A 15,303-nucleotide genomic window follows, 5' to 3' on the forward strand; every position below is an offset into this window, starting at 1 on the left:
TGCGTTGGCAGTACTTTCTGGACGGCTCGAGAAACTTGTTCCCCGGTGATCGGGCCGTGTGATTGCAGAACACCCGCCTCTCCTCAAATTTCGATATCCGAACTCACTGCCGCCATGAGCACGCTCAACTCGATTTCGACGAACCCGACTTCCGCCCCTTCGGGAGCCGGGGAAGCCGCGCAAGCACAGCAAGGCATGCGATGGATCCCTGGCGGCGTCTTTCGAATGGGTTCGGATCGGTTCTACCCCGAAGAGGCCCCTGCTCGGCAAGTCCGAGTGGACGGATTCTGGATCGATGAGGTCCCTGTCACGAACGCGATGTTCGCGGAGTTTGTTCTATCCACGGGCTACCGCACATCTGCAGAACAGGCCCCCGATCCGAATGACTATCCGAACACTCTTCCAGAGCTGCTGCATGCTGGGTCCCTCGTTTTTTTCCCACCCACGCACCCCGTGCGGTTAGACGACGCCAGGCGATGGTGGAAATGGTGCATCGGCGCGCAGTGGCATCAGCCTTACGGCCCGGACAGTTCGCTCCAGGGCCTGGACAGTCATCCCGTTGTTCATGTGACGTACCAGGATGCCGCTGCCTATGCCGCCTGGGCGGGCAAGTCGTTGCCCAGTGAGGCGGAATGGGAGTGCGCTGCTCGCGGTGGCCTGGACAACGCCGAATACGCGTGGGGCGATGAGCTTGCGCCGGGTGGTCGGATGTTGGCCAACTATTGGCAGGGTGATTTCCCCTGGCGCAACACATTGGATGACGGCTTTCTACGAACTTCTCCCGTTCGTTCATACCCGCCGAATGGCTTCGGCCTTTTTGACATGATCGGCAACGTCTGGGAGTGGACCGAAGATTGGTACGCACCCGCCGCACATCTGGCGACCAAAGTCCCCGGCTGTGGCTGCACGCCGAGCAACCCGCGTGGTGCCCAACAGGAAGAAAGCCGCGATCTGCGTGATGCGTCGACACAGCTTGGCCGGCGCGTGCTCAAGGGCGGATCGCACCTGTGCGCTCCGAGCTACTGCCAGCGCTATCGGCCTGCAGCGCGCTACCCCCAGGCGGTCGACACCTCGACGTCCCACGTCGGCTTTCGCTGCGTGAAGCGTGTCCCCTGAGCGCTTTTTTTTCCGTTGAATTTCCAGATGTGACCGCCTCGCGAAGGCGTCAAACAATTCGTTCTACAGCGCTCGTTCATGGACCAAGCAGATGAGAACCCAGACATTGGAACCACCCGTCAGATGGGTCGATAGCGCCCCGTTGTTGCAACTTCCAGAGTGCGAGGGTTTGTCGAACTTTCGCTCGCAAGAGCACCAGGCATTGCTCGACGTAACTTCTTGCGTATCCTTTTCGGATGTCGGCGTGCACTGGCAACCCGGTCGTTGGCGCTATCACCAAGACTATGAATTGCATACGTTCGTTTCACCGTTTCGACGTGCGTTCATAGGCGACGAGGTGCACAGGCTCGTACCAGGAAATGTGGTCCTCATCGGACCGCTTCTGCCTCACAACTTCGAGTTCTCCGGTGCACGGGGGGAGCGCAGGGCAACGCCTGGCTCGGTACTTCGATTTTCCGATGTTCCATTCCGGCGAAGCATGGATCTGTTGCCGGACTTGCGAGAAGCAGAACCACTGCTCAATCGCGCCCGGCAGGGCATTGAGTTTGTAGGCTTTCGAGAGCGTGCCATGGAACGGCTGGACCAGATCAAAGACAGCCGGGGGCTCGAACGCTTTTCGGCCTTCGCAGCGCTTCTGTGCGAGCTTGCACACTGGCAGGACTTTCACGTACTCACTGCCGAAAGGTTCAAGGAGTCCAGGGCAACTAACGGTGCGCCATCTGGACGGATCTGCACGGTCCTAAACTATCTCAGGATCAACTACATGCAGGAATTCAGCCTTCCTGAAATCAGCGCCATGGTCGGGATGCATGAAACCGCGCTCTCCAGGCAGTTTCGCAAGGTCACCGGCAGCACCTTCACCGACTTTGTGACGGAACTTCGGATTGCCAAGGCCTGCCAGCTCCTGCTTCATACGGAGCGCCAGATTTCCAGCGTCTGCTACGACGTCGGGTTCAACAATGTCTCGAACTTCAATCGGCACTTCCTCAAACGCAAGGGCCTGACTCCAAGCAAGTACAGAACGCTTGCCATGTCTACTGCTTTCGAAGGAGCGCCTGCTTTGTAGATTGGCATGAGGAATCGAACAACTCCTTCGCGCGCACTTCGCAAGATCTCGTAAGGTCGACCAAAGTAGAACTCGTACCAGAGGTTAACCCGCGCCTGACTAGACGCTGTGTGGATCTGCCGCAGATTGCGCCGCTGTTTGCGCGATTTGGTTGCCTCGATCGCGAGCCAGGTCGCGAGCTTCTCGGCATAGGGATCGAGCTTGCTTGAACTCGCCCGCTTGGCGTAGCGCGGCTCTTCATCGCCGGCTCGCAGGTACTTCTTTACGGTGTTGCGAGACAGGCCTGTACGCCTTGCAATCTCGCGAATGGACATCTGCTCACGCAGGGCCCAGCGTCTGATGACACTCAATGTCGCCACGTCTATCACTCCTAGGATCCCCTGCTTTAAAAATGAGCAGGGTAGGGTTTTACGTGGGTCAGTCTTAGACGGAAATTACTGCGTTAGCTGGGTCAATTTTCGGCGGCAATCAACAATCAATGTCTCGCTGCATCTCCCGTGCGCGTTCCCGTGCGCCTGGGATCGACCAGTCAGCCACTGCCCCGATCGTGATTCGGGGTGTTTTCCCTTGGAACTCGCGCTGGAAGATGTAGCTGGGCGCACCGCGCGGCGTCGCACGAATGCCGAGCCCTGTGACGCCGCTGTCCCAGAGGAATGCTTGCGCCTTGTCGGGCGGGCAAGCGAATGCGGCAAGTCGGCCGGTAGTGAAGTTGACTCGTGCCATCGGTAAGCGGATAGGACTGTCTTACATCCGAGGCCGATGTACTGGCCGATGTAAGGAAATTTTTGGAATGTTGATCAATTCTACTCAACCCTTCGTTCGCTCAGATGGCGAGTTTCAGAGGGAAAAATCGTTGATTTTCATTGGTAAGGGCAACTTGGATCACTGTCGATCAACTTCAATTTTTCCCGACTCATAATCCGTTGGTCGAGTGTTCAAGCCACTCACGGCCTACCACCACACATTCCCCCTCTGTAGACACTCCGACGAAGGCCGCATTGCGCGGCCTTTTTCTTTGCAGCTGCGGGGGCGCGAGCGAGGCCAGCGGCCGCCGCCGATTTCACCTACGGCAAACACAGGATTCCTTCAGGTTGCAATGCAACATCGAAGGCAAAATGCACCATTTGAGTGCAAATGTAACGAGCCGGGTGATCCCTGCGCGCGCCGCACTGCGATTCCCGATGGCCATGACCCCGCTTTTCAAGCTCCTGCTTCCGTTGTCCCTGCTCGCGCTCGCTGCATGCGGCGCCAAGCAGGCCTCCACCACCGACGACGCGCCGCCCGAAGTCGGCGTGGTGGCGCTGCACGCCAGCGACGTGGCTGTGCACACCGAGCTCGCGGGCCGCACGGCCGCCTACCGCGTCTCCGAGGTGAGGCCACAGGTCAACGGCATCGTGCGCAAGCGGCTGTTCGAAGAGGGCGGCATGGTCCGCGCGGGCCAGGTGCTGTACGAGATCGAGCCCGGCCCGTTCGAGGCCGCGCACGAGCAGGCGCAGGCCGCGCTGGCCACTTCGCAGGCCACCATTGCCAGCCTGCGCGGCAAGGCCGATCGCTTCGGCGAACTGGTCAAGGCCAACGCCGTGAGCAGGCAGGAACACGAAGAGGCGCAGGCCGCGCTGGTGCAGGCGCAAGCCGGCGTGAAGGCCGCGCAGGCGGCCGTGAAGGCGGCGCGCATCAACCTCGACTTCACGCGCATCACCGCACCCATCGCGGGACGCATCGGCCGTTCCGCCGTGACCGAAGGCGCGCTCGTGGCGCCGGGCCAGGCGATGGCGCTGGCCACGATCCAGCGGCTCGACCCGATCTACGTCGACGTGGTGCAGTCGAGCCTGGAGCTCACGAAACTCAAGCGCCGCTTCATCTCGGGCGACATGGCGCCGGCCAGCACCAAGGTGAGCCTGCGCATGGAGGATGGCCTGCCTTACCCGCATGCCGGCACGCTGAAGTTCTCCGAAGTGGCCGTCGACGAGGCCACCGGCTCGGTCACGCTGCGCGCGGAATTCCCGAACCCGCAAGGGCTGCTGCTGCCGGGCATGTACGTGCGCGCGCAGGTCGAGTCCGGCGTGGAGCGCCAGGCCATCCTGGCGCCGCAGCGCGGCGTGGCCCGCAACGAGAAGGGCGAGCCGACCGCGCTGGTGGTGGCGGCCGACAACAAGGTCGAGCTGCGCGCGCTTGAAGTGCGCAGCACCGAGGGCGAGCACTGGGTCGTGACCCGGGGCCTGCGCGAAGGCGACCGCCTCGTGGTCGACGGCCTGCAACGCGCGCGCCCCGGCGAAAAAGTGAAGCCGGTGCCGGTGTCCACGGCGGGCGCATCGTCCGCCGTCGCGCCTTCGCCGGCCGATTGATGAGAAGCGACAACCTCCCGTGATCGCTCATTTCTTCATCCAGCGGCCCGTCTTCGCCTGGGTCATCGCCATCCTCATCATGCTGGCCGGCGGCGTGGCCATTCGCACGCTGCCGGTGTCGCAGTACCCGGACATCGCGCCGCCGACCGTGGTCGTGTCGGCCAACTACCCCGGCGCCTCGGCGCAGGCGGTGGAAAACAGCGTGACGCAGGTGCTCGAGCAGCAGCTCAAGGGCATCGACGGCCTGATGTATTTCAAGTCGACCAGCAGCGCCGCCGGCTGGGCCGAGATCAACGTCACCTTCCGCCAGGGCATCGACCCCGACACCGCGCAGGTGCAGGTGCAGAACAAGGTCAGCCAGGCCACCAGCCGGCTGCCGCAGGCGGTGCAGCAGCAGGGCGTGACGGTCGCGAAGTCGCAGAACAACTTCCTGCTGATCGTGGCGCTCTACGACGAGACCGGCCAGCGCACCGACACCGACATCGCCGACTGGATGGCCAGCAACCTGCGCGACCCGATCAGCCGCGTGGACGGCGTGGGCTCGGTGCAGGCCTTCGGCGCGGCGTACGCCATGCGCATCTGGCTCGATCCGCACCGCCTGGCCAGCTACCAGCTGATGCCGTCCGACGTCACGGCCGCCATCACCGCGCAGAACACGCAGGTGTCGGTGGGCGAGATCGGCGCGCGGCCGTCGGCGCCGACGCAGCACCTGAACGCCACCGTCACCGCGATGTCGCGGCTGCAGACGCCCGACCAGTTCAAGGCCATCGTGCTCAAGACGCAGGCCGACGGCGCCGTGGTGCGGCTGGGCGACGTGGCGCGCGTGGAGATCGGCAGCGAGTCGTATGCCGAGACCACGCGCCTGAACGGCCACCCGGCCGCGGGCTCGGCCGTGATGCTGGCGCCCGGCGCCAACGCGCTGACCACCGCCAGCGCGGTGAAGGCGCGCATCGCCGAGCTCGAGCGCTCGCTGCCCGCGGGCCTGCGCGTGGCCTACGCGGAGGACACGACGCGCTTCGTCAAGATCTCGATCCAGTCGGTCATCCGGACGCTGCTGGAGGCCATCGCGCTGGTGGTGGTCGTGATGTTCCTCTTCCTGCAGAACTGGCGCGCCACGGTGATCCCCGCGATCACCGTGCCGGTGGTGCTGCTGGGCACCTTCGGCGTGCTGGCGGCTTTCGGCTATTCGATCAACGTGCTCACGCTGTTCGGCATGGTGCTGGCCATCGGCCTGCTGGTGGACGACGCGATCGTGGTGGTGGAGAACGTCGAGCGGGTCATGCACGAAGAGGGGCTCGATGCGAAGGCGGCCACGATCAAGTCGATGCAAGAGATCACCGGTGCGCTGGTCGGCATCGCGGTGGTGGTGTCGGCGGTGTTCCTGCCCATGGCCTTCTTCGGCGGCTCGGTGGGCGTGATCTACCGGCAGTTCTCGGTGACCATCATCGCGTCGATGGCGCTGTCGGTGGTGGTGGCCATCGTGCTCATCCCGGCGCTGTGCGCACGCTTCCTGAAGCCTGGCGTGCCACCGCGCACGCGTGGCTTCCTGGGGGCCTTCAATCGTCGTTTCGATGCCGCGCAAGGCCGCTATGTGAGCACGCTGGGCCGCATCCTGCGCAAGCCGCTGCGCTTCACGGCGGTGTATGTCGCCATCGTGGCCGGCATGGGCCTGCTGTACCTGAGCCTGCCCGGCGGCTTCCTGCCGGAAGAGGACCAGGGCAGCGTGATGGTGATCGCGACGCTGCCGGCCGGCGCCACCTCGGGCCGCACCGACGAAGTGAACCGCGCCATCGAAAAGCACTTTCTCGAGACCGAGAAGGACACGACCGACACCATCTTCACGCTCACCGGATGGAGCTACAGCGGCTCGGGGCAGAACATGGGCATGGCGTTTGTCTCGCTGAAGGACTGGTCCGAACGCGCCAGCGCCGACAAGCGCGCGCACGCCATCGTCGAGCGTGCCGGCAAGGCGCTGGCCAAGCAGCAGCGCGACGCCGAGGTCTTCGGCATGGTGCCGCCGCCCATCGAGGGGCTGGGCGAATCCAACGGCTTCGAGTTCTGGCTGCAGGACACCTCGGGCATGGGCGCCGAGCGGCTGCTGCAGGCGCGCGAAAAGCTGGTGCGCGACGCGAACAAGGACCCGCGCTTGCAGTCGGTGCGCGCCAACAGCGTGGCCGGCACGCCGCAGCTGCAGGTCGACATCGACCAGCTGAAGGCCTCGGCGCTGCGGCTGTCGCTGGACGACGTGAACACCACGCTGGGCATCGCCTGGGGCGGCAGCTACGTCAACGACTTCATCGACCGCGGCCGCGTGAAGCGCGTGTACGTGCAGGCCGATGCGCCGTACCGCTCGGCACCGGACGACATCAGTCAGTGGTTCGTGCGCGGCAGCACGGGCGCGATGACGCCGTTCTCTGCCTTTGCGACCACGCACTGGTCGCAGGGCGCGTCGCAGCTGGAGCGCTACAACGGCCTGCCCGCGGTGCAGATCCAGGGCGCGGCCGCACAGGGCACCAGCTCGGGCACGGCCATGGCGGCCATCGAGACCCTCGCCAAGAAGCAGAGCGGCACGGGCCAGGCCTGGAGTGGCCTGTCGTACCAGGAGCGGCTGTCGGGCGGGCAGGCGCCGCTGCTGTTCGCACTGTCGATCCTCGTGGTCTTCCTGTGCCTGGCGGCGCTGTACGAGAGCTGGTCGGTGCCGGTGTCGGTGATGCTGGTGATTCCGCTGGGCGTGCTCGGCGCGGTGATCGCGGCGGCGCTGCGCGGGTTGTCGAACGACATCTACTTCCAGGTGGGGCTGCTCGCGACCATCGGGCTGTCGGCCAAGAACGCGATCCTGATCATCGAGTTCGCGGAGGCCGCGCTGCGCCGTGGCGTGCCGCTGCTGGAAGCGGTGGCCGAGGGCGCACGCCTGCGGCTGCGGCCGATCCTGATGACCTCGCTGGCCTTCCTGGCAGGCGTGATCCCGCTGGCGGTGGCCACCGGCGCGGGCTCGGGCAGCCAGGTCGCGATCGGCACCGGGGTGTTCGGCGGCGTGCTCGCGGCGACGGCACTGGGCATCTTCTTCGTGCCGCTGTTCTACCTGCTGGTGAAGCGCGTGGCCGCAAGGCTGATGGGGCGCAAGGTGGAGGAGGGCGGCGAACAGGTGGCCTGAGGCCGTCGCATCGCAGGGCCGTGAAGCTTTTTTGGAGGCCTCGCCGGAACAGCGCTTTCGGCAGGGTAGAATTCAAGGCTGCGCGGCTGTAGCTCAGTTGGATAGAGTACTTGGCTACGAACCAAGGGGTCGTGGGTTCAATTCCTGCCAGCCGCACCATCTCTCGAATAGCCTGGAAGAGTTTCTCTTCCAGGCTATTTTCGTTTGGGGCCCTCGCAGGGAGGGTTTCGCTGCCCGCATTCGCTGCGCGGCAAGCGCCCACAAAAAAGCCGCCCGAGGGCGGCTTTTTGACGTCGATACAGACAACTGCCAGGCCAAGCCTGTGCAACTGTCGTTGCACCGTCGGTCTTACTTCTTCTTGGCGACGGCCTTCTTGGCGGGAGCCTTGGCGACGACTGCCTTCGTGACAGCAGCCTTGGTGACAGCTGCCTTCTTCGGAGCGGCGGCCTTCTTGGCAGCGGGTGCAGCAGCGGCCTTTTCAGCCTTGCGCTTGGCGGCCTTGGGGTCGATGGCGGCCTTGAAGGCAGCGCCGGCGACGAACTTCGGCACCTTGGTGGCGGCGATCTTGATCTTGGTGCCGGCCTGGGGGTTGAAGCCCGAGCGTGCAGCGCGTGCGACTTGCTTGAAAGTACCGAAGCCGACCAGCTGGACCGAATCGCCCTTCTTCACGGCAGCGACGACGCTGCTGGTGATCGTTTCGAGGACGCGTGCGGCCTCGGCCTTGCTCAGGTTGTGGGTGGTGGCGATCTTCTCGACCAGTTCGATGCGGTTCATTCAGTATTCCTTGGATGGTATGGCGCCGTGTTGCCTACGGCGGCCCAGGCTTATTCCGGGCGGGGCGGAGTGTACCGGGTCGGAAGGGCCTCTTTGGAACGGCACGGGCCGGATGCGTTGCAACAAGCCTCATTGCGGGCGGTCGTCGTCCGTATTTTCAGCTTTCGATCACAAAGGTTGGGACGGGCGAAAAAACACGCTATAATCGAAAGCTGTGCGGCTGTAGCTCAGTTGGATAGAGTACTTGGCTACGAACCAAGGGGTCGTGGGTTCAATTCCTGCCAGCCGCACCACTCTTCAAGGGTTAGCTCGTTTTTCGAGCTAACCCTTTTTCTTTGGCTGGTCATTGCACCGAGCCCGTATCAAGGACGCGCCGGTCGTGCGTCCTTCCAGAGGCCGGCCCGCTTGGCCCTGGCTTCTTCCTCCGCGAATTCGTACTGCCCGCGCTCCTGGGGCGACAGGCGCTGCGCCTGCGCGGGTTGCCAGCGTGCCAATCCGACGGTCAGTAGTGCCAAGCCTGCGTCGAGCGTCCTCGGGCCATTGGGGGCTGAATCCGGCGGCACCATCACGCGGCAGACGCGTTCGTGGGCGTGGGATGTGGGATCGTCGCAGTCGACGTCCGCCGGCTTCAGGCGAACCATGTCGTGCATCTTCTGCCGAGCTTGCTCTGCGAAGGGCTGCCCGGACTTTGGCGCCTCGATGCCCTGCAGGCGCACGCGACGCCACGCATTGGCACTGGCCGCGTCGCCGCATCGGGCGGTCATGGTGTCGCCGCTGTGGATGCTCACGACGAAGCAGGTCTGCGTTCTGGCGTGGGTGTCGAAGGGAGGAAAGCCCAGTGCGGCAGCAAGGACCGCGAGAGCGTACAAATGAAGCCCCGCCGAGGCATGGCGACGGCAGGGGAAATGTCCGGTGGCGGTCACGGGGGCTCCTGTCTCCTGGGCATGGCGGTTGCGGCAAACTCACCGGCTCGTGCGGCGCGGCAAGGGCGCCCAGTATTTCCGATTTGAAGGGCTCTGCATTGAACAAGGCATTCACCAAGGAGTCGGACGCCGATGCGGACGACGACGATGACGGCGCAGGCGGCGCGGCGCCCCCGCTGCCTGCGGGCAGCAAGAACTACATCACGCCCGAGGGCTACGCGCGCCTGCGCGACGAGCTGCTGCAGCTGATGGACGAGGAGCGCCCCAAGGTCGTCGAGGCCGTGCACTGGGCCGCGAAGAACGGCGACCGCTCCGAGAACGGCGACTATCTCTACGGCAAGAAGCGCCTGCGAGAGATCGACCGGCGCATCCGCTTCCTCGGCAAGCGGCTCGAGATTGCGGAGATCACCGATCCGTCGGTGCACCACGGGCGTGATCAGGTCTTCTTCGGCGCCACGGTCCGCTATGTCGACGAGACCGGCGAGGAGCGCAGCGTCACGATCCTCGGCATCGACGAGGCCGAGAGCGCCAAGTCGGAGGTCAGCTGGATCTCTCCCATCGCGCGCGCACTGCTCAAGGCGCGCGAAGGCGACGTGGTGAAGCTCGTGACGCCGGGCGGGGCGCACGAGGTGGAGATCCTGTCGGTGAGCTACCCGACGCCGCGCACACCGGCGAACTGACGAAGAAGGTCAGGGCGCCGGAATCGTCCGCGCCGCGGTCAGCACCGACGCGGTCCGGCGCGCGGCGCGCAGCACGGCATCGAGGTGCGTGCGGTCGCGCACGGCGATCACGAAGCGCAGGTCGGTCGAGTCCTGCGGGGTCTCGTCGGCCATTTCCACGTGCGTGATGTCGGCCTCGGCGTCGGCCAGGGTGGCCGCCACGCGTGCCAGCACGCCCTTGTCGTTGCGCACCGTGATGACCACGCCGGTTTCGAAGGCACGCGTGGGTTCGTCAGCCCATTCGACCGCGAAGAAGCGCTCGCTGTCCTTGTTGCGCAGGCGTTGGCCCACGCCGCAGTCGTCGGTGTGCACTACAAGTCCTTCGCCGTGCCCGAGGTAGCCGACGATCTGGTCGCCGGGAATGGGCCGGCAGCACTGCGCGAAGCGCACGGAGGAGTTCTCGCTGCCGTCGAGCGTCACCGCGCCTTGCGACACGGCCTCGTGCGAGGTGAAGCGCTCGCGGCTCAGGAGGAGGGCGTCGGGGCGCTCGCCGATCTCGGCCAGCAGCGCCATGAGCCGCTTGGCGACGATGCTCGCGATGCGCTTGCCCAGGCCGATGTCGGTCAGCAGCTCGGCGCGGGTGCGGTTGCCGGTGAAGCGCAGCAGCTTCTCCCACAGCGCCTGGTGTTCGTCGTCTTCCTCGGGCAGCTTGCCCAGGCCTTCGGCGCGCAGCGCCTGCGCCAGCAGCTTCTCGCCCAGGCCTTCGGACTCGGCATGCGCCAGCGTCTTCAGGTAGTGGCGGATCTTGGAGCGTGCCCGGCCGGTGCGCACGAAGCCCAGCCACGCGGGGTTGGGTGTGGACACCGGCGCCGTGATCACTTCGACCACGTCGCCGTTCTTCAGCTCGGTGCGCAGCGGGACCTGGTCGCCGTTGATGCGCGCGGCCGAGGTGTGGTCACCGATGTTGCTGTGGATGGCATACGCGAAGTCGACCACCGTGGCGCCACGCGGCAGCGCCATGATCTGGCTCTTGGGCGTGAAGACGTAGACCGCGTCGGGGAACAGGTCGACCTTGACGTGGTCCCAGAACTCGGCGGCGTCGCGTGTCTCGTCCTGGATGTCGAGCAGCGACTGCAGCCACTTGGTGCCCAGCCGGTCGTTGCTCGCGGCATTGGGCTCGGCGGCCTTGTAGAGCCAGTGCGCCGCCACGCCCGATTCGGCCACGACGTGCATGGCCTCGGTGCGCAGCTGGAACTCCACGCTCACGCCGGCCGGGCCCACCAGCGTGGTGTGCAGCGACTGGTAGCCGTTGAGCTTGGCGATCGCGATGTGGTCCTTGAACTTGCCCGGCAGCGGCTTGTACATCTGGTGCAGGATGCCCAGGCCGGTGTAGCAGGCGATCACGTTCGGCACGATGAGCCGGAAGCCGTAGATGTCGGTGACCTGCGCGAAGCTCAGGTGTTTTTCTTCCATCTTGCGGTAGATGGAATAGAGCGTTTTCTCGCGGCCCGCGATGCGCAGCGTCATGCTGGCGGCGGAGAAGGCCGTCTCGACCTCTTTCTGCACCTTCTGGATCAGGTCGCGTCGTCGTCCGCGCGCCTTGGCGACGGCCTTGGCCAGCGTGGCGTAGCGCCAGGGCTTGAGGTGCCGGAACGACAGGTCCTGCAGCTCGCGGTAGGTCTGGTTCAGGCCCAGCCGGTGCGCGATGGGGGCGTAGATCTCGAGCGTTTCACGCGAGATGCGGGCCCACTTTTCGCGCGGCGCATCGGCCAGCGTGCGCATGTTGTGCGTGCGGTCGGCCAGCTTGACCAGGATGACGCGCACGTCGCGCGCCATGGCCAGCAGCATCTTGCGGAAGGACTCGGCCTGGTTTTCTTCGCGCGTGTTGAACTGCAGCTTGTCGAGCTTGGTGAGCCCGTCGACCAGCTCGGCAACCGGGGCGCCGAAGCGCTCGATGAGTTCCGGCTTGGTGACCCCGCAGTCCTCGATGGCGTCGTGCAGCAGCGCGGCCATGAGCGCCTGGGCGTCGAGCTTCCATTCGGCGCACTGCGCCGCCACGGCGATGGGATGGGTGATGTACGGCTCGCCGCTGTTGCGCAGCTGCCCGAGGTGGGCCTCGTCGGCGAAGCGGTAGGCCCGGCGAACCAGCTCGGTGTCTTCGGGGCTCAGGTAGTCGAGGCGGGCCGTCAGCGCGGCAAAACTCGCGGCGGCCGCGTTCAACGCCGCCGGACTCGGTTTCGGCGTAGGGGACGTAGGTTTGGCGACCGCGCTCATGGCTACCACTTTAGCGTGACCGCTCTGTGGGCGCGTCCAGACGTAAAAAAAGCACCGCAATGCGGTGCCTTTTCGTTGCAGGGCTGCGTCAGAAGATCAGCCCGGCACTTTCTTGAGCATCTCGATGCCGATCTTGCCTTCGGCGATTTCGCGCAGGGCCGTGACGGCGGGCTTGTTCTTGCTCTCGATCTTGGGGGCGTGGCCTTGGCTCAGCATGCGCGCACGGTACGTGGCGGCGAGAACGAGCTGGAAACGGTTCGGGATCTGAACGAGACAATCTTCGACGGTGATGCGGGCCATGATGAATTCTTTCGGTCGGTGAGCGGGGATTTCAAGGGATGTTCAGTGCGGCGAACGTATCGGCACGTGCTCTGCGCTGTGCGGAATACCGGAGCCGCTGCGCGTGGACGATCGCCTTGAGATCGAAAAGTGCGCGCTCAAATAACTCGTTGATTATAACGAAATCGAATTTTCCGGCCTGGGCCATCTCTTCGGCCGCGTTCTTCAGGCGCAGTTCGATCACCGCCGCGCTGTCTTCGCCGCGCCGCTCCAGCCGGGAGCGCAGCTCTTCCCAGCTGGGCGGGAGGATGAAGATCATGACCGCATTGGCAAAGGTCTTGCGGATCTGCAGCGCGCCCTGGAAGTCGATTTCGAGGATCACGTCGGTGCCCAGGGCCACCCGTTCCTCGACCGCCTTCTTCGACGTGCCGTAGCGGTGGCCGTGCACGTGGGCCCATTCCACGAAGCCATCGGCCGCAATCAGGGCGTCGAACTCGGTCGGGGAGGCGAAAAAGTACTCCCGGCCGTGCTTTTCCTGCCCGCGCGGGGGGCGCGTGGTGTGGGACACCGAGGGTTGAACGGCCGAGTCGAGCTCCATGAGCGCCTTGACCAGGCTCGATTTGCCAGCGCCGCTGGGTGCGGCGACCACGAAGATATTGCCGGGGTAGTCCATGGGTAGGCTCGTCGTCATTCGATGTTCTGCACCTGCTCGCGCATCTGTTCGATGAGGACCTTCATGTCCACGCCGATGCGCGTGAGCTCCAGGGCCGCCGACTTGGAGCCCAGGGTGTTGGCTTCGCGGTGCAGTTCCTGGATCAGGAAGTCCAGCCGCTTGCCGATGTCGCCGCCCTTCTTGAGCAGCCGCTCGATCTCGTCGAGGTGCGAATTCAGCCGCGTGAGCTCTTCCGCCACGTCGATGCGGATCGCGAAGGCCGTGGCTTCGGTGAGGGCACGGTCCTGGGCGGCTTCGGGCAGCGTGCCACCCGTGCCGGCGGTCAGGCCCATGGCCTCCTGCCAGCGCTCCAGGAAGCGGTTGCGTTGCTGTTCGACCAGCTGTGGCACCAGCGGGCCGGCCTGCTGCACCAGAGTGCGCAGCTGGGCCAGATGGGCCTCGAGCATCTTGGCCAGCCGGGCGCCTTCGCGCTGGCGGGCGGACATCAGCGCCTCCAGCGCCTTGCCTGCCACGTCGAGCAGGTCGGGGCCCCAGTCGCCACGCGTGGCGCCGTCGCCGCCGGCCAGCCGCAGCACGTCGGCCACGCTGAGCTCGCGGGCGCCGGGCAGCCAGGCACGGATGCCGTCCTGCACGCCGTTCAGCCGCTGAAGCAGCTTGACGGAGGGCTCGACCACGCCCGCCTGGGCCGTGTTCTCGATGGCCGCGCGCACCTCGACCTTGCCGCGCTTGAGCTTGGCCGTGAGCAGCTCGCGCAGCGCGGTCTCATGCTGGCGCAGCTCCTCGGGGAGCTTGAAGGTGAGGTCGAGAAAGCGGCTGTTGACCGAGCGGATTTCGACCCCGAGTCGGCCCGCGGCGGAGGGCCGTGCATCGGCTTCGGAGTGGCTGCCTGCGGGGCCGTTCTGGCCGCTGGCATAGCCGGTCATGCTGTAAACTGGCATTGCGCCTCACTGTGGTTTTGCTTGCAAGCACCGAGGCGTCGGTACAGCGTTCGCTTGCCGCACCATCGCCTTCGGGCGAAACTCCCGGATTATGTCAAAGGTCAAGCCTACGCCCCTGTTGCCCGATACGGTCATTGGCGGATATCGCGTTGTTCGCCGGCTTTCCGCGGGCGGTTTCGGCGTGGTCTACCTCGCCATCGACCCGAACGGCCAGCAGGTGGCCGTCAAGGAATACCTGCCTTCGTCGCTCGCCACGCGGGGCCCCGGCGAGCTGGCGCCGCAGGTGCCGCCCGAGAAGCTGTCGCTGTACCGCCTGGGGCTCAAGAGCTTCTTCGAAGAAGGCCGTTCGCTCGCGCAAATTTCGCATGCGTCGGTGGTCAGCGTGCTCAATTTCTTCCGCGAGAACGAAACCGTCTACATGGTCATGAACTACCTGGAGGGCGCGACCCTGCAGGATTTCGTGGTCACGGCGCGCGACCTGAAGCGACAGAAGGTGTTCCGCGAATCGACCATCCGTTCGCTGTTCGACGAAATCCTGCGCGGCCTGCGCATCGTCCACCAGTACAAGATGCTGCACCTGGACATCAAGCCCGCCAACATCTTCGTCACCGACGACGACCGCGCCGTGCTGATCGACTTCGGCGCCGCGCGCGAAGTGCTCAGCAAAGAGGGCATCTTCATCCGCCCCATGTACACGCCCGGCTTCGCCGCCCCCGAGATGTACCGGCGCGACTCGTCGATGGGCCCCTGGACCGACATCTACGCCATCGGCGCCTGCATCTACGCCTGCATGCAGGGCTATCCGCCCAACGACGCGCCCCGGCGCATCGAGAAAGACCGCCTGAGCCTGTCGCTCTCGCGCCTGCGCGGCGTGTACTCCGACAACCTCATCGAGGTGGTCGAGTGGTGCATGTCGCTCGACCCGCTCTCGCGCCCGCAGTCGGTCTTCGCGCTGCAAAAGGAACTCAGCCGCGAAGGCGAGCGCCGCTACACCAAGCTCACGGTCGGCGAAAAGGTGCGCCTGTCGATCGACAACATCCGCTCCTTCGACAAGAAGAGCCTGCCGCGCGCCGCCGCGCCCACCACCCGTCCGGCCTGATCG

At 65.2% G+C, this 15,303-nt stretch carries 13 protein-coding genes, 2 tRNA genes and 1 pseudogene; 8 read left to right on the top strand and 8 right to left on the bottom strand.

Translation table 11 applies throughout. The annotated features are described in order from the left end of the window. Positions 1–114: 114 nt before the first annotated feature. Both AC07Q9_RS27840 and AC07Q9_RS27845 read left to right on the top strand, forming a co-directional pair. A complete protein-coding gene (locus AC07Q9_RS27840) occupies positions 115–1,116 on the top strand; it encodes a formylglycine-generating enzyme family protein (protein ID WP_495312527.1) in 1,002 nt (333 codons plus the stop codon). Between the two features lie 478 nt (positions 1,117–1,594). After that, positions 1,595–2,182 carry a helix-turn-helix domain-containing protein gene (locus tag AC07Q9_RS27845; protein ID WP_495312528.1) on the top strand — a complete coding sequence of 196 codons (588 nt, stop codon included), beginning with the start codon at positions 1,595–1,597 and terminating at the stop codon, positions 2,180–2,182. A gap of 110 nt (positions 2,183–2,292) precedes the next feature. Here AC07Q9_RS27845 and AC07Q9_RS27850 read toward each other — a convergent pair. Both AC07Q9_RS27850 and AC07Q9_RS27855 read right to left on the bottom strand, forming a co-directional pair. Then, positions 2,293–2,550: pseudogene (locus AC07Q9_RS27850) on the bottom strand (helix-turn-helix domain-containing protein); the annotation flags it as partial. Positions 2,551–2,650: 100 nt separating this feature from the next. Then, positions 2,651–2,905 carry an Arm DNA-binding domain-containing protein gene (locus AC07Q9_RS27855; RefSeq protein ID WP_495312529.1) on the bottom strand — a complete coding sequence of 85 codons (255 nt, stop codon included), beginning with the start codon at positions 2,903–2,905 and terminating at the stop codon, positions 2,651–2,653. Between the two features lie 458 nt (positions 2,906–3,363). On the opposite strand from AC07Q9_RS27855, the gene AC07Q9_RS27860 reads away from it, so the two are divergent. The 3 genes from AC07Q9_RS27860 (at position 3,364) to AC07Q9_RS27870 (ending at position 7,840) form a co-directional block, all read left to right on the top strand. After that, complete coding sequence (locus AC07Q9_RS27860) at positions 3,364–4,527, top strand: efflux RND transporter periplasmic adaptor subunit (protein ID WP_495312530.1); 1,164 nt, start codon at positions 3,364–3,366, stop codon at positions 4,525–4,527. A 19-nt stretch (positions 4,528–4,546) separates the two neighbouring features. Beyond that, positions 4,547–7,681 carry an efflux RND transporter permease subunit gene (locus AC07Q9_RS27865; RefSeq protein ID WP_495312531.1) on the top strand — a complete coding sequence of 1,045 codons (3,135 nt, stop codon included), beginning with the start codon at positions 4,547–4,549 and terminating at the stop codon, positions 7,679–7,681. An 82-nt stretch (positions 7,682–7,763) separates the two neighbouring features. Then, a tRNA-Arg gene (locus AC07Q9_RS27870) sits at positions 7,764–7,840 on the top strand. Positions 7,841–8,029: 189 nt separating this feature from the next. Here the strand turns inward: AC07Q9_RS27870 and AC07Q9_RS27875 are convergent. Then, on the bottom strand, positions 8,030–8,455 hold the full coding sequence (locus tag AC07Q9_RS27875) for an HU family DNA-binding protein (protein ID WP_062476298.1): 426 nt from the start codon (positions 8,453–8,455) through the stop codon (positions 8,030–8,032). 216 nt (positions 8,456–8,671) lie between these two features. Here AC07Q9_RS27875 and AC07Q9_RS27880 point away from each other — a divergent pair. Further along, positions 8,672–8,748 (top strand) — tRNA-Arg (locus AC07Q9_RS27880). 69 nt (positions 8,749–8,817) lie between these two features. Here the strand turns inward: AC07Q9_RS27880 and AC07Q9_RS27885 are convergent. Continuing rightward, positions 8,818–9,378, bottom strand: a complete 561-nt coding sequence (locus AC07Q9_RS27885) for a thermonuclease family protein (RefSeq protein WP_495312532.1) — start codon at positions 9,376–9,378, stop codon at positions 8,818–8,820. Positions 9,379–9,476: 98 nt separating this feature from the next. Between AC07Q9_RS27885 and greB the strand changes: the two genes are divergently transcribed. Then, a complete protein-coding gene (gene greB, locus AC07Q9_RS27890) occupies positions 9,477–10,058 on the top strand; it encodes a transcription elongation factor GreB (protein WP_495312533.1) in 582 nt (193 codons plus the stop codon). A gap of 9 nt (positions 10,059–10,067) precedes the next feature. On the opposite strand, the gene AC07Q9_RS27895 is transcribed toward greB, so the two are convergent. The 4 genes from AC07Q9_RS27895 to AC07Q9_RS27910 all read right to left on the bottom strand — a co-directional run bounded on the left by AC07Q9_RS27895 (position 10,068) and on the right by AC07Q9_RS27910 (position 14,201). Continuing rightward, a complete protein-coding gene (locus tag AC07Q9_RS27895; protein ID WP_495305083.1) occupies positions 10,068–12,311 on the bottom strand; it encodes a RelA/SpoT family protein in 2,244 nt (747 codons plus the stop codon). A gap of 96 nt (positions 12,312–12,407) precedes the next feature. Next, entirely contained in the window at positions 12,408–12,611 is a 204-nt protein-coding gene (gene rpoZ, locus AC07Q9_RS27900) for a DNA-directed RNA polymerase subunit omega (protein ID WP_013543330.1), read from the bottom strand. Positions 12,612–12,642: 31 nt separating this feature from the next. Further along, positions 12,643–13,263 carry a guanylate kinase gene (gene gmk / locus AC07Q9_RS27905; RefSeq protein WP_056573336.1) on the bottom strand — a complete coding sequence of 207 codons (621 nt, stop codon included), beginning with the start codon at positions 13,261–13,263 and terminating at the stop codon, positions 12,643–12,645. Positions 13,264–13,277: 14 nt separating this feature from the next. Beyond that, positions 13,278–14,201: a YicC/YloC family endoribonuclease gene (locus tag AC07Q9_RS27910; protein WP_489057731.1), complete on the bottom strand. Its 924-nt coding sequence runs from the start codon at positions 14,199–14,201 to the stop codon at positions 13,278–13,280. 91 nt (positions 14,202–14,292) lie between these two features. Here AC07Q9_RS27910 and AC07Q9_RS27915 point away from each other — a divergent pair, with 91 nt between their 5' ends. Further along, on the top strand, positions 14,293–15,300 hold the full coding sequence (locus tag AC07Q9_RS27915; RefSeq protein WP_056573330.1) for a serine/threonine protein kinase: 1,008 nt from the start codon (positions 14,293–14,295) through the stop codon (positions 15,298–15,300). Positions 15,301–15,303: the final 3 nt, after the last annotated feature.

It is taken from the genome of Variovorax sp. GW821-FHT09A10 (assembly GCF_059418385.1).